Annotated in this window: 17 protein-coding genes and 1 pseudogene; 14 read left to right on the top strand and 4 right to left on the bottom strand. The window is 41.4% G+C overall.

The window, feature by feature from the left end; translation table 11 throughout:
- Position 1: 1 nt before the first annotated feature.
- From ACSQ8O_RS26235 to ACSQ8O_RS26210, 6 genes are all read left to right on the top strand, one after another.
- The gene (locus tag ACSQ8O_RS26235) at positions 2 to 1,531 is read left to right on the top strand and encodes a response regulator (RefSeq protein ID WP_436244058.1); all 1,530 of its coding nucleotides are present in this window, start codon (positions 2 to 4) and stop codon (positions 1,529 to 1,531) included.
- 252 nt (positions 1,532 to 1,783) lie between these two features.
- Entirely contained in the window at positions 1,784 to 4,492 is a 2,709-nt protein-coding gene (locus tag ACSQ8O_RS26230) for a beta-galactosidase (RefSeq protein ID WP_436244057.1), read from the top strand.
- A gap of 123 nt (positions 4,493 to 4,615) precedes the next feature.
- Positions 4,616 to 5,485 carry an ABC transporter permease gene (locus ACSQ8O_RS26225; RefSeq protein WP_236292499.1) on the top strand — a complete coding sequence of 290 codons (870 nt, stop codon included), beginning with the start codon at positions 4,616 to 4,618 and terminating at the stop codon, positions 5,483 to 5,485.
- 43 nt (positions 5,486 to 5,528) lie between these two features.
- Positions 5,529 to 6,437 carry a carbohydrate ABC transporter permease gene (locus ACSQ8O_RS26220; protein WP_236292383.1) on the top strand — a complete coding sequence of 303 codons (909 nt, stop codon included), beginning with the start codon at positions 5,529 to 5,531 and terminating at the stop codon, positions 6,435 to 6,437.
- 40 nt (positions 6,438 to 6,477) lie between these two features.
- Positions 6,478 to 8,055 (top strand): ABC transporter substrate-binding protein, encoded by a 1,578-nt coding sequence (locus tag ACSQ8O_RS26215; RefSeq protein WP_436244056.1) that lies wholly within the window; start codon positions 6,478 to 6,480, stop codon positions 8,053 to 8,055.
- Between the two features lie 82 nt (positions 8,056 to 8,137).
- Positions 8,138 to 9,154 carry a LacI family DNA-binding transcriptional regulator gene (locus tag ACSQ8O_RS26210; RefSeq protein ID WP_436244949.1) on the top strand — a complete coding sequence of 339 codons (1,017 nt, stop codon included), beginning with the start codon at positions 8,138 to 8,140 and terminating at the stop codon, positions 9,152 to 9,154.
- Positions 9,155 to 9,369: 215 nt separating this feature from the next.
- Here ACSQ8O_RS26210 and ACSQ8O_RS26205 read toward each other — a convergent pair whose 3' ends face one another.
- Positions 9,370 to 9,537 (bottom strand): hypothetical protein, encoded by a 168-nt coding sequence (locus ACSQ8O_RS26205; protein WP_436244055.1) that lies wholly within the window; start codon positions 9,535 to 9,537, stop codon positions 9,370 to 9,372.
- Between the two features lie 547 nt (positions 9,538 to 10,084).
- On the bottom strand, positions 10,085 to 10,549 hold the full coding sequence (locus ACSQ8O_RS26200) for a hypothetical protein (protein WP_436244054.1): 465 nt from the start codon (positions 10,547 to 10,549) through the stop codon (positions 10,085 to 10,087).
- Here ACSQ8O_RS26200 and ACSQ8O_RS26195 point away from each other — a divergent pair.
- From ACSQ8O_RS26195 to ACSQ8O_RS26170, 6 genes and pseudogenes are all read left to right on the top strand, one after another.
- Positions 10,548 to 11,006: a hypothetical protein gene (locus ACSQ8O_RS26195; protein ID WP_436244053.1), complete on the top strand. Its 459-nt coding sequence runs from the start codon at positions 10,548 to 10,550 to the stop codon at positions 11,004 to 11,006. The genes ACSQ8O_RS26200 and ACSQ8O_RS26195 overlap by 2 nt on opposite strands.
- A 237-nt stretch (positions 11,007 to 11,243) precedes the next feature.
- Positions 11,244 to 11,738 (top strand): hypothetical protein, encoded by a 495-nt coding sequence (locus tag ACSQ8O_RS26190; RefSeq protein ID WP_056625630.1) that lies wholly within the window; start codon positions 11,244 to 11,246, stop codon positions 11,736 to 11,738.
- A 155-nt stretch (positions 11,739 to 11,893) separates the two neighbouring features.
- Positions 11,894 to 13,258 (top strand): arsenic transporter, encoded by a 1,365-nt coding sequence (locus ACSQ8O_RS26185; protein ID WP_436244052.1) that lies wholly within the window; start codon positions 11,894 to 11,896, stop codon positions 13,256 to 13,258.
- A gap of 15 nt (positions 13,259 to 13,273) precedes the next feature.
- On the top strand, positions 13,274 to 13,942 hold the full coding sequence (locus ACSQ8O_RS26180; RefSeq protein WP_436244051.1) for a DUF2642 domain-containing protein: 669 nt from the start codon (positions 13,274 to 13,276) through the stop codon (positions 13,940 to 13,942).
- A 24-nt stretch (positions 13,943 to 13,966) separates the two neighbouring features.
- On the top strand, positions 13,967 to 14,326 hold the full coding sequence (locus ACSQ8O_RS26175; protein WP_436244050.1) for a hypothetical protein: 360 nt from the start codon (positions 13,967 to 13,969) through the stop codon (positions 14,324 to 14,326).
- Positions 14,327 to 14,570: 244 nt separating this feature from the next.
- Positions 14,571 to 14,679: pseudogene (locus ACSQ8O_RS26170) on the top strand (IS1595 family transposase); the annotation flags it as partial.
- A 223-nt stretch (positions 14,680 to 14,902) separates the two neighbouring features.
- Here the strand turns inward: ACSQ8O_RS26170 and ACSQ8O_RS26165 are convergent.
- On the bottom strand, positions 14,903 to 15,370 hold the full coding sequence (locus tag ACSQ8O_RS26165) for a hypothetical protein (protein WP_436244049.1): 468 nt from the start codon (positions 15,368 to 15,370) through the stop codon (positions 14,903 to 14,905).
- A 150-nt stretch (positions 15,371 to 15,520) separates the two neighbouring features.
- Here ACSQ8O_RS26165 and ACSQ8O_RS26160 point away from each other — a divergent pair, with 150 nt between their 5' ends.
- Positions 15,521 to 16,606, top strand: a complete 1,086-nt coding sequence (locus ACSQ8O_RS26160) for a CotH kinase family protein (RefSeq protein ID WP_436244048.1) — start codon at positions 15,521 to 15,523, stop codon at positions 16,604 to 16,606.
- 28 nt (positions 16,607 to 16,634) lie between these two features.
- On the top strand, positions 16,635 to 16,994 hold the full coding sequence (locus tag ACSQ8O_RS26155; protein ID WP_436244047.1) for an SET domain-containing protein: 360 nt from the start codon (positions 16,635 to 16,637) through the stop codon (positions 16,992 to 16,994).
- Positions 16,995 to 17,035: 41 nt separating this feature from the next.
- On the opposite strand, the gene ACSQ8O_RS26150 is transcribed toward ACSQ8O_RS26155, so the two are convergent.
- The gene (locus tag ACSQ8O_RS26150) at positions 17,036 to 17,536 is read right to left on the bottom strand and encodes a CBO0543 family protein (protein ID WP_436244046.1); all 501 of its coding nucleotides are present in this window, start codon (positions 17,534 to 17,536) and stop codon (positions 17,036 to 17,038) included.
- Positions 17,537 to 17,762: the final 226 nt, after the last annotated feature.

Genomic DNA, 17,762 nt, shown 5'->3' with positions numbered 1-17,762 from the left:
TATGCTGAACGCCATGATCGTTGAGGACAATGCAATCTATCGCTATGCGATTAAATCGATCATTCGTTGGGAAGATTATGGTTTTCATATCGTGAACGAAGCTTTAAATGGTGTACATGCTCTAGACATCTTGCAGCATCAGCATGTTGATTTAATTCTGACCGATATCTCGATGCCCGAAATGAATGGGATTGATTTGATACAGAAGGTGAAACAGCAAGATGATTCGATTAAAATTGTGGCGCTAAGCTCATTTGATGATTTTCGTTACGTGAAGGAGGCTCTAAAGCTGGGTGCTGAGGATTATTTGCTTAAGCATGATCTGGAACCAGAATCCTTGCAGCAATTACTCGCGCAAATGAAAACGAAAATTGAAGATGAGCTTCATCTGAAGAGACAAGCAGCGATCCGAAATGAGAATTTGCAGGAAATGTGGTATTTACTAGGACGTAAGCTCATATTCGGTGAATTAAAGACGGTTGATGAGATGGAGGATCAAGCAAGAGCGATACGATTCCCGATTCCTACCGGTCCGATTGCCATTATGCTATTCGAGGGTGAGTGTAACGCTAATTCCACGCGTGCCTTGCTATCTGAATTAGGGGAAGTCCCGATTCATATTCCCATTTCAGATCATCGATCCGTGATTATGAGGCATTTTCCCAATGAGACTAGCGAACTAACATGTAGAGATGAATTGTTGCGGCATGCTGCTGTTTTGATGGAAAATACGGGTGAAGCTAGTACTTTGACTATAGGCATTAGTTCTATTGGGTATGAATTACCGGATTGGAGGATGTTGTATCGTCAAGCAGAAAAAGCCCTTGAACAATCGATCTATGATGGTGTCGGACAAGTATATTCCTATTGGGCTAAGCCTAGCGAAATTCAAGGGGTAGAGGTTTCGATGAAAGCTTACGCTTCTGCCATTCAAAGCGGTCAATTCGAAGCTGTAGACAAGCAAACGGAACTTTTCTTTGACTTACTTTTGACAAGAAGGCTATCGTTAGAGGAATTGAAAGTCGTCATCCATGAAGCCACTATATTAACAAAAGCTGCTGCGATCGGAAGAGGTAAGTTTTCTGCAAGTGCGGAGTCAACCTATCGGCAAATCAACCGTGCAATTGAAGCGTTCCCTACCATACAGCAACTGAAGCAATTATTCCAGACATGGCAAAAAGAATTAAGTTATGAAGCAATGGGGAATACGCCGTTTCGTAAAGAAATTCAAGCCGCCATTACGTATATTGAGGAGCACTATGCGGAGGATATCACCGTTAGCAAGTTGTCTGAAAGTCTTCACCTTAGTTCTAATTATGTATCCAATTTGTTTAAAAGTGAGACAGGGTTAAGATTTGTAGAATATTTGAATCGTTATCGAATTCGAAGGGCTAAATTATTACTTCAGGATCCTAGCTGGAAGGTATATGAAGTCGCAGAAAAAACGGGCTTTCAAGAAGCTTCCTATTTCTGTAAAGTGTTTAAAGAGCTTGAAGGGAAAACAGTCAAAGAATTTAGGTGTGAGTCCTAAAATGATGTGAAAAGTATAAGAAATCAGTGAAATATGGAAGGCATGAAGTTGTGAATTGCAGTATAATTCACGACTTTTTTCTTTTTTATGATGTGGTGAACAGTGTTGTTTTCTTATGTATTTAGAAGTTTATTTGAATGTAAGCGCTTTATATTTTGTCTATACTGGCATTAGGGACAACATGAAACCTGCTTGGTGAATGAAACGGGTTTCATACAAGCGTAGAGAGCCCAACTGAGGGGAGGAACACGAGTGCAACAATTCATCAGTCACAATCAGATCATTCAATTATCGCCCGAGGCGATCCGCATAGATGGCAAATCAGAAGTTATACTCTGCGCCTCTTTGTTTTATTTTCGACTCCCTCGCGGTGTTTGGCAAGAACGCTTACGTAAAGTGAAAGCCTATGGTTATAACGCCATTGATGTGTATTTCCCTTGGAATTATCATGAGACCCATGAAGGGGTATGGGATTTCGGCGGAGAGAAAGATGTTGCGCAGTTCCTTCAAGAGGCTTCGGAAGCTGGCTTATGGGTCATCGCAAGGCCAGGTCCCTACATATGCTCCGAATGGGACGGAGGTGCATTGCCTGCTTATCTATTTGTCGAAGTAAACATGCGAATTCGGGATAATGATCCGCTTTTCTTAACCCATGTGGCAAGATGGTACGCACGAATCCTACCTATTCTTCAGCGATATGAACAAGGTCAGGGAGGTTCCATTATCGCTGTTCAATTGGAGAATGAGCTTGATTTCTATCCTTGTGAGGATCCAGAAGGATATATCTCAGCCTTAAGAGATCTAGCTACTGGGCATGGCATCAAGGTTCCCTTGATTGCATGTGCTGGCCAAGGTGGTCTGTTGCAAGCAACGGGGTTCGCTGAAGGCGTTGTGCCAACCTGCAACTTTTACCCGAATGATCGTGATCCGTCCTTTGAAGAGAGAGTTCACTCCTATAGAGAAGAATTAGCACGCAGGGGTTATCCCTTATTAGTAACCGAAACGAACCGCTCACACTTTCTACTTCGAAGACTGTTATCGGCGGGAGCCAAATTGCTAGGTCCTTATTTGCAAGCATCAGGGACAAACTTTGGCTTTACGAATGCCGCCAACAATTGGGGAGATCCGCTTTCCTTCCTGACATCAGATTATGATTTTCATGGGATGATTACGCCTGAAGGGCATATCCGGGAAGAAGCGTACGAGGGCAGGTTGCTGCATCACGTGATTCAAACATATGGCGCTTCTTTAGCTGAGGCAACGCCTAGTGGGCTGAATCATCTAGCTTTGAAACAAGGCGGCGAGCTCGTATTCGAATTGAATGTTTCGGCGTTCGAGTGTCCGATTTTGCCACTTCGTGTGCCTCTGCTTACATGGGGGATTGCTGGTGGCGGCCAGCTCGATTATGCAACGGCTGAACTGATCCAAGTGAAGCATCTAGCGCAGGAGCAACGTACACTTTTCATTTTCCATACGGATAATGAAGGAGAAGTGCAATTTAGCTTTGAGTCGGAGATTAGTGTACAGTTTGCCGAGATGACAGTTCATGTGTCTCAATCAGAACGAAGCGTAACCTTATCCTTTCAGGCTTCAGACAAAGAAATTAGAGCCACGGTCCAGTTATCAGATGGGCATCTTCTTGAAATCATTGGAATGAGCCGATCTCGTGCGCTTCGTTTAGAAGGCATCGATGAGGATGGCAAGTTGCGAATTGAAACAGTTGCAGTGCAAGCAAGGGAAAGCAGGGAAGTGGAAATAACATGGCAGCTAAGTAAGGTTGACCAATTAGGTTCCTTTTCGGAGGAGATTCTATACCTTGGTGACGATGTCGATTATTTAGAAAGACACGGAATTTATCGTGGGTTCGCTTGGTATCAAGCACAATTGCCGCAGACTGATAACGACTATCAGGGTTTCATCCTACAACGAGCTAGTGATGTGGTTTCGCTCTACACGGGAGTAGGGTATATGGGCACGTTAACACCAGGCGGAACATCCCGCTATGTGCCGATCCCTGAAACTATACACGTCGTGCCTGAGTTAACAGCTCGTGTGGAAATTTGGGGACATACCAATTTTCACGATACGACGCTTCCCGGACTTCATTTAAACAGTCTGAAGGGACTTACCGGCATTATCGGCGTCACGTCGACAAGAGACCTAAATCAAAATTGGCGATTCAAACTCATGAAAGCCGATGAAATCAAAGACGAATATGCAGCTACGGATGTGGATGACGGGCAATGGCCGATCGTGAGTATAGGAGGCTGGTTATCAGCAGATTTACCTGCTCATCATTGCTATCGCAAGCACTTTAAGCTGGCAGACAAAGCCAATCGTTGGATTCTTCATACGCCTGGTAATTTCACGGAAGTATATGCCTATGTAAACGGACATGCACTAGGACAAGTAAATCCGCATGATCCTTTTCTTGATCTTACGCCTTTCGTACATGCGGGAGAAACTGCGGTCATTACGCTATTTTTAGATAAAACGTACATCGCCTTGAGCGGACAAATCACACTGTATGAAGGGACGTCGGCGAGTAAGTGGACCGTAGCGGGTTGTCAGGAGCAAGGCTTATTGCAACATGCTAAAGCCTCACGCATCGACGCGAAACCTGTCACAGAAGCGATAGCGATGAAGCCTGGTACTGTCGCATGGCTCTATGGCGAGCTTGAAGACAGCAATCATAGCTTAGGTTGGCGTGTATATACCAAAGGCCGAGATATGAAACTGTCCGTGTTCTTTAATGGAAATCTGGTGGGGCGTATATGGACGCAAGGCGGTGCGAATCGACCGATATTCCGTGGCGGGAGTGATGAATCCTTTTATTTGCCTGGGGCATGGTTCCATGAGCGGGAAGAGGGGAATGAACTTGCTATTTTGTTGGAGGCCGTAGGGTTAGAAAATGATGCTATATTGGAACCGTTACGTTTCGTACCCGTCTCCGATAGTTAATACGAAAGGAGCTAACGTATGAAAACTGCCATCACATCGAAGACCATAGATGTCATTTCACCCGTTGTTAGAAAGCGAACGACACCGTTACGAAGGTTTTGGTCGCATCGCACCTTATTACTCATGTGTGTACCCGCTATTCTCTTTTTCTTAGTCATGTCATACCTGCCAATGCCTGGGCTCTATCTTGCATTTATCAACTATAACTACTCGGCTGGTATCTTCGGCAGTGACTTCGTTGGTTTCGATAACTTCAAATTTCTAGTGACCTCAGGCGCATTATGGAAGCTAACTTCCAATACCATTCTCTATAATCTTGCATTTATCGTATTTGGCAATATTCTGCAGATCAGTATTGCTATTCTACTGAATGAGCTTCGTAAAAAGTGGTTTAAGAAAGTCTCGCAATCGCTGATGTTTCTGCCTTATTTTATCTCATTCGTGCTTGTTGGACTCATCGCTTATAACATTCTCAGCTATGATTTCGGTTTGCTGAACGGCATTCTAAAATCGATCGGATGGGATCCTGTCAAAACATACTCGAACCCAAGTATTTGGCCATTTATCATTGTTATCACGTATTTGTGGCAGTCTACAGGATATGGCTCTATTGTGTATTTCGCCGCCATTATGGGCTTAGACTCCGAGATCGTTGAAGCGTCAGAAATCGACGGCGCCAATGCCTTACAGCGGATTCGCTATATTGTGCTCCCATGGCTAAAGCCCACCTTTATTATTTTATTTCTGTTCTCACTGGGGGGCATCCTCCGAGGCAATTTCGGCTTATTCTACAACTTAGTCGGAGCTAATAATACAGCGTTATTCGATGCTACAGATATTATTGAGACGTTCGTGTTCCGCTCCTTAATGAACAACTTTAACTTCTCTTTAGGAAGCGCAGTCAGCTTATATCAGTCTGTTTTTGGATTCTTCATCGTCATAACAGCAAACTGGCTTGTGAAAAAGGCTTCACCTGATAACACCTTATTCTAAAAAATTGCTTATTCAAATGATGAATAGCTGAGGAGGACATCCTATGGAGCAAGTCATCGCTCGCCAGAGGGGGACGGATTTTTCGTCCGTGGCTATACGACTATTCGGCTACATCTTTATAGCTATATTTGCACTATGTTGCCTAATTCCATTTCTTGTCGTATTCGGTACTTCGTTCACCTCAGAGAAATCCATTACGTTGCATGGTTATAATTTATGGCCTAAAGAATTCAGTAGCTTTGCTTATAAAATCGTGTTTGAGAACCCAGGCGTAATTCTTGGCTCCTACGGCGTGACGCTGGGAATTACGATCGTGGGCACGACCATTGGACTATTCGTCGTCGCGATGACGGGATATTCCTTGCAGCGTCCAGATTTTCCTTATCGGAACAGGATATCCTTTTTCATCTACTTCACAACGTTGTTTCATGGGGGAGTCGTCCCTTTCTACTTAATTATGACACAATGGCTGCACCTCAAAGATAATTACTTAGCTGTTCTGCTGCCAGGACTTATGAGCCCGTTTCTGATTATTATGATGAAAAGCTTCGTTACATCGATTCCTCATGCGATTACAGAGTCAGCCAAAATGGATGGAGCAGGCGATTTTAGAATCTTTACGAAGCTAATCTTGCCGATGACGACACCCGCTTTAGCTACAATCGGATTGTTTATAGCTCTGGGATATTGGAATGAATGGTACAATGCCATGTTGTTCCTATCGCCCGATTTGAAATATCGACCGCTTCAATTGTTTCTCTATAATGTGGTCACCAGCGCCGACTTTATTAAGAATTCATCCGTATCCTCCAATGTTCAGCCCAGAGATATGCCGCTTGAGTCTATGAAAATGGCCACAGCGGTTGTTGCAACAGGCCCCGTCATCCTTTTTTACCCATTGGTACAGAAATATTTCATCAAAGGTATCACCGTTGGCGCTGTTAAAGGCTGACGCTATGCATAAACAAAAATGATAATGGGGAGGCAATTCCATGTTCAAGAAAAAGAAAGCGCTTAGTATTGCACTCGCTGCGACGCTCGCAGTAAGCTTGACAGCTTGTACGTCATCTAACAGCACTTCTTCAGATTCCACAGCACCTGCAACAGCGGCTGGTGGTAAAATCGATACTTCGGAGTTTCAAACGATTTCTTATGTCATGTTGGGTGACAAGCCGAAGAATGGTCAGTTTGAGAAAGTCATGGAAAAGCTCAATGCCATTTTGAAACAAAAGGTCAATGCCAAACTGGAAATTAAATGGGTAGAGTGGGCCGATTGGCAAACGAAATATAATTTATTACTCGCATCAGGGGAGCCTGTTGATTTAATTACAGTGGCAACAGACTGGTTGGATACGTGGCAAAATGCGCAAAAGGGCGCCTTCCAGCCACTAGATAAGCTTCTGCCCACTTATGCGCCGATCACGTGGAAGGAAGTACCGCCAGAGAACTGGGCCGAGACGAAATACAAGAATCAGATTATGCTAATCCCCGAAGATCACTATACGCAGTGGGTAAATCACGGCTTTCAATATCGTGGCGATTGGGCCAAAGAATTCGGTATCACTTCACCGATCACGGATTGGAAAACGTTGGAGAAATACTTACAAGGTGTCAAGGATAAGAAGCCGGGCGTTGTTCCATGGGATACCAATGGTACTTCAGGAGGCAACATTGGCGGATATATCAATTCATACACGGACGCGATTGAACTTCCGATAAATACTGGATTATTCGCATTGATCTACGGCAAATCTTTTAATGATAAGTACAAAGCGTATAGTCCATTTCTTGATGACACGTTCGTTGATTTTGCTAAGATGATGAAAAGTTGGGGCGACAAAGGCTTCTGGCGCGAGGATGTGTTGAACTATAAAGGCGATAACCGTGCTGAAATGGAAGCAGGTAAAACCTCAGTCGATCAGCATCATACGCAAACCTACCTTGGCGAGCGCATCAAAATGGATAAGCTGCAGCCAGGCTCAGATCTGCAATTCTTCCCTTTCTCGGCGACTAAAAATAACCTCGTATCGATGTCGATCACACATGGCGGTACATCCATTGGTGCGAAAAGTAAGCATCCAGAGCGCGCGCTGATGGTCTATGAGCTTATTCGTCAAGACCCTGAAATTTATCGTTTGATGAACTATGGTCTTGAAGGTGTGCAATATGTCGTGAAAGATGGCAAACGCTATCGTCCGGATGGTTACGATGTCCAAAGAGATGATTTCTACTCAAACTTCTGGGGTGGGCGTATCGACAAGAACGAAATCCCTAATGGCGAAGACTGGGTTGGGAAAGGCGCTTTGTATGCTTCTTATGATAAGATCAAGAAAGCCTATCCTTACGGCCGATTTGTTTTCGATAAGGCCAGCGTCACGAATGAGTTAACAGCAATTACACAAGTGGTTGGATCAAAGGGACCTGCAATCCTCTACGGAAAAGCTGGTGACCCTGTGAAAGCAGTAGAAGATTTCCGTGCGAGTTTGAAAGCTGCTGGTTTTGACAAAGTCATGACGGAAGTCCAAAAGCAATTGGATGAATTTAAGAAAATGGTAGAAAGCACGAAATAAGTGACATTACACATCGAAGGTCTGTTTCAGAACAGGCCTTCGATCATTCGCTTTTCATTTTGACGTAACGGAGAGTGAGCTCCTGGAAACCATTACAGTCTACGATATTGCTAGGGAAGCGAACGTTTCCGTCGCAACAGTTTCCCGAGTTCTCAATGATACGGCACCTGTACGAGCATCCACTAGGCAGAAGATTATGGCCATTATTGAAAAACATAAATTTCAGCCCAATGCCTTAGCACGCAGTCTGGTTAATAAGAAGACCGGCATGATCGGCGTCTTGTTTCCGGATAGCAGCAATATGTTTTTCCCAGAGGTGTTCGGAGGGGCAGAGAGGGCTGCACAAAAGCTTGGTTACACCCTTTTTTTATGCAATACTTTTAGCGATTACAACAGAGAATCCGAGTATTTAAACTTACTATGTGAAAGGCAAGTGGATGGACTCATTCTCATGGGAGGCCGTATTAATTCACGACATTGTCCGCCTTCTCTCGTGCAGGAAGTGGTAGATATACAGAGGAAAATCCCTATTGTTTTGATAAATGGCACACTGCCAGGACATCCATGTCATCGTGTGAAAACAGACGAATACTTAGGCACTAAGCTGATTGTTCAGCATTTGATTGATCGTGGCCATCGTCAAATAGGTTTCTTAGGTGGAAGCGCAGCAACGACAACTACGGTGGAGAAGCTGCAAGCCTACCGGCGTACGTTAGAGGCGAATCAGCTCTCTTATCGCAAAGAATGGGTTCGCATGGGGAGTTTCTCCATGTCTTGCGGACGACAATTGATGGAAGCATTTCTTACCATGTCCAATCGCCCTACAGCTATTTTATGTATCAATGATTATGTGGCCATAGGTGCTATGAAAACAGCCATATCACGCGGGTTACGAATTCCTGAAGATATCGCGATTGCTGGGTTTGATGATACGCAATTGTCTTCAGCGATGAATCCAGAACTTACGACGGTTTCGCAGCAAAGTGAACAGCTGGGCATGCAGGCGATGTTGATTTTATCCAAATTGATTCAGAAAGAAAAGGTGACGAAACTTACGGTCTTAGCGCCTAATCTCATCATTAGGCAGAGTACACAATGAGAAAGAAGGCCCTTTCCATTTGGCCTAGCAATTATATAGACGACATATTCCCTCACTTCTCTTTACTTAAGAATCTACCGAAATATTCGGTAGATTCTTTGCGTTTACAGACAGTAACAATTCTAGGGAGGCTTTGCTTGATATTTTATGAATGTGTACTAGAATTAATCACCCTATACGAAAGCCCAATTATTTCAATAATAAATCAAACATTGTTATTCTTCTTTCTTGAAAGACGCGCCTTCAAAAGCGTTCTGGACACTATCCATGTTAAGCTCTGGGAATATATCAATTGTTAACGACTTTTCATTTAGCTCTGTCGGAGGCTTTAATGTTACATATAATCCTACTCCAGAAAGAATAAGTAGGCAGACTATAAACATAAGGATTCCTCCTGTTCGTTGAAGTGTGACCGATCTATTTCACAAGTATTACCCGATAAATGACATGAATCGTTATTTATACTGCATGTATATGTCACGTGTTCGCGAACGCTCTAGGGTATAGCCCGTATTTCTTCTTTATTGCGATTTTAATTCTCTAAACGTATCAAAATGTGCTCTTTCACTAGAACAGGCTATTTTATAGGTTCATACACTGATATTGCAAATACCCACATAGTTAAATGTTCCCTAGTAGCAAATGTCTAGATTTCTGAGAGGAGGGTTCAGTCATTATGAAACGTTCGAAAATATTTTTTAATCCTAGTGCTTTTAAGATGAAAACTTTTCGCATAGTAAAAGTTGCTGCTAAGCTTAGTTTGTACAAAGTAAAGGACAAACCTGACATTTCCCCATCACTAGCAAATGGTTTAGAGGATCTTTGCCTAGTATGTAAAAGAAAAGAGCCATGCAAATGTCCCAAACGTAAGAAAAGAAAGAGAAAATTGATATGTCATAAACCCAAAAGAAAGAATAGGTGTAAAAAACATCACTGTAAGTTATGCCATAGGGGACCGGCGGGACCGGCGGGACCAGCGGGACCAGCGGGACCAGCAGGACCAGCAGGACCAGCGGGACCGGCAGGACCAGCGGGACCAGCAGGACCAGCAGGACCGGCAGGACCAGCAGGACCAGCAGGACCAGCGGGACCAAAAGGACCAGAAGGGCCGGCAGGACCAAGAGGGCCAGAGGGACCAAGAGGGCCAGAGGGACCGAAAGGACCCAAAGGACCAGAAGGACCGAAAGGGCCAAAAGGACCAGAAGGACCAAAAGGGCCAGAGGGACCAAAAGGACCAGAGGGACCAGAAGGACCAAAAGGTCCAGAAGGTCCAGCTGGAGCGCCTAAGCCACCAGGACCCCCAGGGCCACCAAAACCTAAACCACCTGGGCCACCTAAACAGGAAGTTAGGTCTAATAACGAGGAATGCAAATGCTGCCATAGTGGAGATGCCATGCAAAATCTCCTTAGTCAGCTAAAAGACAAAAAGTTGAAAGAACTACACACATTAGACTATTCAAACGGCAAATATTCGAATGTTAAAATTATTTCCGCCGAAAACTTACTTTTAAATTTTACAAGTAACGGCGTTGAGCGCTTCATACCTATGCATCTTATTGCCGGCTTAGAGATATGGGGGGAAGATTTCGACAGTAAGTTGATTACTGGTAAAGAAAACTCTGACAATAACGACAAAGATAACAACGAAGGCTCATCAATGATGAACTTGTTTAATCCATTAGTCGGCAAAGCGAAAGTTGATTTCAATACGTTAGCTGAGCAGTTAAACGATGTATCTAATGCCGAAGTTATCGGACTTAATGACGGTATTGTCGTAATGTCCACGCGAGATACTGTGTATGTTGTTGCCTTAAGTTGTATTTCCGATGTATCCAATATAAAAAGAATGTAATAGCAGGAGCAGTTGGATGCCCCTTCAGTCATTCATGAGAAACGTTTATCTAAACAGATAAACGTTTTTCTGATGATCGGAGGGGTTTGTGTATATATCCACGTACAAATACCCTCTAGTGATAAATGTGGAGTTTTTAAGAGACGGGGCATTCGTTTAGTACAAACCTTTGCCACGTGAGTATATATAAATCATGTAACAACAACCAACCACTACTTGAAGGGGGAAATGATTATTATGGCATTTGATTATTCTTTGCTAATGGGTAAACAAGTAAGACTGGATCGCGGGGGTCCTGAATCTCGTCAAGGCGAGATTGTAGCAGTGGGATTCGATTATGTGGGGATCTACAATGAGAAGGATGGACTTATTTATTACAACACAAGTCATTTAAAGAGTATGACAGTAAATACGAAAGACACAATGGAGTACTTGCTGACTGCACAGCCGAATGCAACTCCGTTGAAAATTATGGAAGCTGACAATTTTATTGGTTTATTGAAAGGTATGAAAAATCTTTGGTGTCAAGTTAACCGTGGTGGCCATGAGAGTGTTCAGGGCGTTTTAGCCGATGCCAATGATGATTATATTACGATGGTTGTGAACCATGAATTAGTCACTATTTTTAACTTTCATATTAAAAGTATGTCTTATGGAGTTAAAAAAGAAAATCAAGAGGAAAAGAAAGAACAAAAGCAAGAACAAAAGCAAGATAGCAACGAAAAAAAATAATCCATCTCTGAATCTTATCGTAGGTGGGAGGAGGGGGAATATGTTGATCATTGTAAACGATGCTGGATCAACATTATCTAAAATTCTCCCCCCCCCTCTCATTGTACGGAGACTTGGACCATCATCAGCCAACCCGCCGTGTGAGGTGCAAGATCATGTTTGATATAACAACTGCGGTAATCTCCATTGTTTTCGTTACCGTTACGTTGTTGATAATTTGGAGGCCATTCGGTATTAATGAATCTATTCCAACAACCCTAGGTGCGTTAATCTTCCTGGCATTAGGAATTGTGCCACTTTCAGGTGTGTTCCATATAGCCACCATTGTTAGTGGGGCAAGCATAACCATAATATCAACAATTGTAATGTCTATCGTATTAGAAAGCATTGGGATTTTTAGGTGGGCAGCTACTAATTTGGCTGTTCGGGCAAAGGGTTCCGGTCGAGCACTCTTCTGGTATATTAATATATTATGCTTTTTAATGACGATGTTTTTTAATAATGACGGAAGTATTCTAATAACAACCCCCATTATCATCCAAACCTTATCTATACTGAACTTAAAAACTAGACAAAAAATTCCTTACCTCATATCGGGTGCTTTAGTTGCTACTGGTGCAAGCGCACCGATCGGCGTTAGTAATCTAGCAAATCTGATTGCGTTAAAAACAGTCGGCTTAGATCTAAACACATATACATCTATGATGTTTGTACCCGCTATGACAGGGATTATTACGATTACGATTCTGCTGTTTGTATATTTCAAGCGTGAAATACCCGTAAAAATAATGTCCTTGCAGCCCCATTCAATAAGCACTATTGTACACAACAATTACTCAACGTTTCATCCCCTCCAAGTAGATCCGCAGGACAAAGGATATATTGATTGGGGGCTGTTTCGGATTTGCATCCTAGTTGTTATTCTGATCCGATGCAGCTTTTTCTTGCTGACTCCACTTGGGGTAGCAACGGAATGGCCCGCAATTATTGGAGCAATTGTTCTAATTGCCGTGAGGTGGATTCGTAAAGGAATAGGGCCAAAGGATATTCTAGTAAAAACCCCTTGGCACATTCTAATATTCGCTTTCAGCATTTATGTCATCATTTACGGACTTCATACTTCAGGTCTGACTGATTTTCTCGTACATTGGCTTGGTGGAGCGGTTGCCCACAATCATTTTAATGCCATCTTTGTAATGGGCATTCTGCTGACTGCCATGTCTAATTTATTTAATAACCTTCCTTCTATTATGATTGGAACCTTATCTTTGCAAAATATGGGGTTGGATACTTTTACCATGCATACTGCTTATTTAGCAACAGTCATTGGTGCAGATATTGGTTCATTATTGTTACCGATGGGTACTCTAGCTTCATTGATATGGATGCATATACTGCGAAAACATCATATAAGACTTACTTGGAGTCAATATATTAAAGTGACGATTATGATCATACCTATCGGTCTTCTTATAAGTCTCCTGTGTTTATACGTATGGACGGGCTGGTTATTTAAGTGAGAGGAGGCAACATAGATGGACCTTTTTCAGAAGAAGCTAGGAGCGGTTTTTGATGTTGAATTGCTTGGTGATAAGTGGCATACAGGCATTTTGGTTGATGCGGGGCAAGATATCCTAGTTTTATATAACGGGGAACGTTATATATATATTCCTTCTTTTCATATTATAAACGTCAGTTTAAATACCAAAAAAAGTTCAACGGACTTCTCCGCTCTTACTGAAAAGCCAATTAATAGTGACAAAATTTCGTATAGAAAAATACTAATGAATTCCAAAGGGGTATTTACTGAAATTTTTGTTTCAGGCTATCAGCCCATACATGGTTACATTACCCATATCATGACGAATTACTTTGAATTTTATTCTCCTGTTTACAAAACAATGTTTATACCGTTAAACCATTTGAAGTGGCTCGTTCCATATAGTGATTACCAAACACCTTACCATCTGGATAAAAAGTTTTTTCCTGTAAATCCTTCGGATTTGCCATTATCTCGCTCATTCGAGGAGCAACTGAAAAAGTTGGAAGGTAAACTCGTTGTTTTTGATTTGGGGAGGAGCCCCAATAAGATAGGATTACTAAAAGAAATAGAAAACAATGTTGTCCACATGATTACAGCGGAAGGCAGGACCTTTTATACAAATATTCAGCATATTAAAAGCGTCCATTCACCGACCATGTAAGAATAAAATTAGGAGGTAATGCGTATGCCTGGAGGAAAAGGTCCTGGTAAACACGGTCATGAGCATGGTGAACACAAGAATGAGAACAGCAATAAAGAACAAGAAGTAAAAGAAACCAAAGGAACAGAACAGAAAGAAGAAAAAGGTAAGCATGCAGCAAAAGGTCAAGAGTCTAAAGAAGAAAAGGGCAAAGGTAAAGAAGAAAAGGGTAAAGAAGGTAAAGAAGGTAAAGAAGGCAAAGGCAAAGAGGATAAAGGTAAAGAAGGTAAAGAAGGTAAAGAAGGTAAAGAAGGTAAAGAAGCTAAAGAAGCTAAAGAGGGCAAAGGCAAGGAAGGCAAAGAGGGCAAAGAGGAAAAAGGTAAAGAAGGTAAAGGTAAAAAGTAGGAATGACTAGGGTTTTTGGTTAATATTGGTGGAAAAAGGTTATAAGCTAGTTAGAATTAGTAAACAATAAAACCATAAGATTCCCAGGAAGGGAGCTCCTATGGTTTTTTATTGGTTAGTCTCGTTTACTTTGTAGTTGTTTACTTTATGAAATATCAAAAAACATGAGCATATTTCAACATTTGCTCACGCTTTTTTGTATCCTCCGTTTTCTTTTATTTTTTTGGCTATGTTAAACTTTGTTCGCTTTAACGGCGTTGCAACTAAATATTTACAACATTATTTGGCTTGGTTTCGTTACATAGACAGCAAGGAATATGAGAATACAGCATCGAATAAGAAAAATATGTTGGTGAAATCATGCCTGTTTTTTACTTCCGATGCCAAGTGTTATGTATAGAAGCGATAGGGCCTTTTTAACTTGCCGTTAAAGATTGTACGGAGAACCGTACCATAAGTAGCGGCAAGTTAACGAGTAGCTATCACCTTATAACGGTTGACCACAATCAGCTGTGATGAAGCTTGAGATGGTTATGAACAGGCAATTTGATTGCCTGCATTTATCATATTTTTAATCTACTTTTTACCGGAACCTTTACCAGTCCCGCCAGTTCCACCCGTACCTTTGCCAGTGCCTTTACCAGTACCCTTACCAGTGCCTTTACCAGTACCTTTACCGGTACCTTTGCCAGTACCTTTGCCAGTACCTTTGCCAGTACCTTTACCTCCAGTACCTTTGCCAGTACCTCCAGTACCTTTGCCAGTACCTCCAGTACCTTTGCCAGTACCTCCAGTACCTTTGCCAGTACCTCCAGTACCTTTGCCAGTACCTCCAGTACCTTTGCCAGTACCTCCAGTACCTTTGCCAGTACCTCCAGTACCTTTGCCAGTACCTCCAGTACCTTTACCAGTACCACTAGTACCTTTACCAGTACCACCTGTACCTCCAGTTCCTTTATTTGACACGGGGTTTCGAACTAAAAACTCATCTAGTCCGGTATCTTGAGCTTGTTTTATTAATTCTAGTATTTGAGCTTCTCCCATTGACTTGACCACCCATCGTAAAAATTCCTTGAAAATCAAGGTGCTGTATTTTATGTGAATCACGTATTATTTGTTCTAGTGTAAAGACCAATTTATTATCAACACCACTTACTTCTTCATAAGATATAAAAAAGGCAAGGGAATGATTTAATGGAACATACTGCTATTCCTACTTATGGTATAACGATTGAACCGAAAGATCTTAAGGTACTAAATACAGATGTTTGGAAAGATGAGCCTGTTCCTGCCGAATTAATTGTAGACAACATTCCTCATGAGATTGGGATCTCATATCGGGGAGATCATACCCGTAATTTTCAAAAGAAATCCTATAGCATCGACTTTAGGTCATATAAAGAAGAATTTGCGGGGCGTGAGATACACTTAAATGCTGAATACCGAGATCCATCTTTAATACGCAACAAGCTTTCTTTTGATTTTTTCCAGAGCATTGGGAGTACTGCTCCAAATAGTAAGCATGTTTTTCTAGAATTGAATGGGGAAATAAAGGGAATATATCTAGAACTTGAATCGGTGGATGAATTTTTTTTACAAAAAAGAGAATTACCATCAGGTCCTATTTTTTATGCTACGATCTACCATGCGAACTTTTCTTTATTAACACCGAAGGGAAATCCAAAACCTTCCCTCATGTCCGGATATTTTCAAAAAATGGGAAATGATAAAGATAAACAAGACTTAGAAAAGTTTATTGTAAAAATAAATACAACTAACCGAGACCAATTTGGAGAAGCGATAATAAAGGATCTGGATATCAAAAATTATTTACTTTGGTTATGTGGGGCAGTTTGTACCCAAAACTACGATGGGTTTATTCATAACTATTCTATAATTCGAAATGAAGAGACGAAATTATATCAGGTGATCCCCTGGGATTATGACGCAACTTGGGGACGAAATTGGAATGGAAAAATAATGGAATATTATGCTGTTCCGATTGAAGGCTATAATACACTCACTGCACGACTATTGGATGTAACGGAAATAAGGCAGCAATACCGTCGTATTATGGAAGAAATATTAGAAACAAAATTTACGGTTAAAGCAATAGAACCTATGGTGGCAAATCTCCATAGGCAATTAAAATCCTATATTTCTTTAGATCCGTTTAAAAAGGAATCCATCGCGCTATTCAATAGTGAACCAGAATTCATACTTCGCTTCATTGAAAAACGCAACAGCTATCTTCGAAAGCATCTAAAAGATCTTTCATAAAGGAGGAAGCACGCTGAATAAAATTGAAATGAAACATACAGATAAATATGGAAGAGGAATTTTTGCATCCGAAAACATAAAAAAAGGTGACTTAATTGAGTCAGCACCGGTTATCGTTATCACCAAAAAAGAATGGGAAGAAATGAGGGAAAGTATCCTCAAAAACTATGTTTATCGTTGGGGAGAGGATAAAGCTATCGCTCTTGGATACGGTGGATTATACAATCACTCTTTCACTCCCAATGCGAGATATATATCGAATATAAATAATTTAACCATTGACTTCTCTGCCTATAAAGACATTAAAGCGGGTGAAGAGATTTTGATTAATTACAATGGAGACCCTAAGGACCAATCTTCAATGTGGTTTAAGGTTATCCATAAATAAAAACTGAAATGTGTTAGTTCGTTATAACCGCAATCGACTATTCAATTTATTGGAACTTTGAAATACCACATTAGTACTACAATAATTATTAACGATAACAAATAGGCACGTAGTGGTTTACTATAATGCAGTATAAGCATAGGAAACATCATGACATCAAACATCACAGAGTGCCAAAAAGTCCAACCATTATCGTATGAAATTCTACCGAAGATTTGTAAAACTAATTCGACAAGTGAATAAATAAATACCCATTTGAATAAGTACATGATCTGCTTTAGCTTGGTTGTTCTCGGGTAGCTCGAGAGGAACAAAAGAACGCTTAGTGGCATTGTTATTACTGCATATACAATAACCGTTATTCGATGATTATAAAGAAAGTCGGGATGAAATACCCACAAATGAAAGTCCATGGTTAGATATTCATACAAAAGACCGCCACCCATGATAAAGAGCATAGTTGGGTGATACTTGTACCAGTTCTTCCAATCTGCCCAACGCCAAATTGAATAAATCGTAAATAAAGCTATTACAACATGCATTGGAATTGACCACCTTCGTATCTTATACAACATAATAATTGTTGCAAGCTATATTCTATCCACAATTCTTTCGCATAATCCAAATTATGGATATCCAAAGTCGTTTGCAGACGCTAACGTTGGATTGGTTGTTGGATGAAATGCCAAAAGCACTATAAGAATAATCGTGAATAAGAGAAGTCAACTTTAGCGTTTTAGACGTAAAGATGGCTTCTTTTTTTGGAAA

The organism is Paenibacillus sp. LjRoot56, from assembly GCF_964253335.1.
In the GTDB taxonomy this organism is placed as follows: Bacteria; Bacillota; Bacilli; order Paenibacillales; family NBRC-103111; genus Paenibacillus_E; species Paenibacillus_E allorhizoplanae.
The sequence above is the reverse complement of the archived record's forward strand: the minus strand, read 5'-3'. Positions and strand labels throughout refer to the sequence as shown.

Excerpts from the sequence above, each read along its gene's own strand:
- ACSQ8O_RS26235 (WP_436244058.1), top strand. The coding sequence starts at position 2 with ATGCTGAACGCCATGATCGTTGAGGACAATGCAATCTATCGCTATGCG.
- ACSQ8O_RS26225 (WP_236292499.1), top strand. The coding sequence starts at position 4,616 with ATGTGTGTACCCGCTATTCTCTTTTTCTTAGTCATGTCATACCTGCCA.
- ACSQ8O_RS26220 (WP_236292383.1), top strand. The coding sequence starts at position 5,529 with ATGGAGCAAGTCATCGCTCGCCAGAGGGGGACGGATTTTTCGTCCGTG.
- ACSQ8O_RS26215 (WP_436244056.1), top strand. The coding sequence starts at position 6,478 with ATGTTCAAGAAAAAGAAAGCGCTTAGTATTGCACTCGCTGCGACGCTC.
- ACSQ8O_RS26205 (WP_436244055.1), bottom strand. The coding sequence starts at position 9,537 with ATGTTTATAGTCTGCCTACTTATTCTTTCTGGAGTAGGATTATATGTA.
- ACSQ8O_RS26195 (WP_436244053.1), top strand. The coding sequence starts at position 10,548 with ATGCAAAATCTCCTTAGTCAGCTAAAAGACAAAAAGTTGAAAGAACTA.
- ACSQ8O_RS26200 (WP_436244054.1), bottom strand. The coding sequence starts at position 10,549 with ATGGCATCTCCACTATGGCAGCATTTGCATTCCTCGTTATTAGACCTA.
- ACSQ8O_RS26190 (WP_056625630.1), top strand. The coding sequence starts at position 11,244 with ATGGCATTTGATTATTCTTTGCTAATGGGTAAACAAGTAAGACTGGAT.
- ACSQ8O_RS26185 (WP_436244052.1), top strand. The coding sequence starts at position 11,894 with ATGTTTGATATAACAACTGCGGTAATCTCCATTGTTTTCGTTACCGTT.
- ACSQ8O_RS26180 (WP_436244051.1), top strand. The coding sequence starts at position 13,274 with ATGGACCTTTTTCAGAAGAAGCTAGGAGCGGTTTTTGATGTTGAATTG.
- ACSQ8O_RS26175 (WP_436244050.1), top strand. The coding sequence starts at position 13,967 with ATGCCTGGAGGAAAAGGTCCTGGTAAACACGGTCATGAGCATGGTGAA.
- ACSQ8O_RS26165 (WP_436244049.1), bottom strand. The coding sequence starts at position 15,370 with ATGGGAGAAGCTCAAATACTAGAATTAATAAAACAAGCTCAAGATACC.
- ACSQ8O_RS26160 (WP_436244048.1), top strand. The coding sequence starts at position 15,521 with ATGGAACATACTGCTATTCCTACTTATGGTATAACGATTGAACCGAAA.
- ACSQ8O_RS26155 (WP_436244047.1), top strand. The coding sequence starts at position 16,635 with ATGAAACATACAGATAAATATGGAAGAGGAATTTTTGCATCCGAAAAC.
- ACSQ8O_RS26150 (WP_436244046.1), bottom strand. The coding sequence starts at position 17,536 with ATGCATGTTGTAATAGCTTTATTTACGATTTATTCAATTTGGCGTTGG.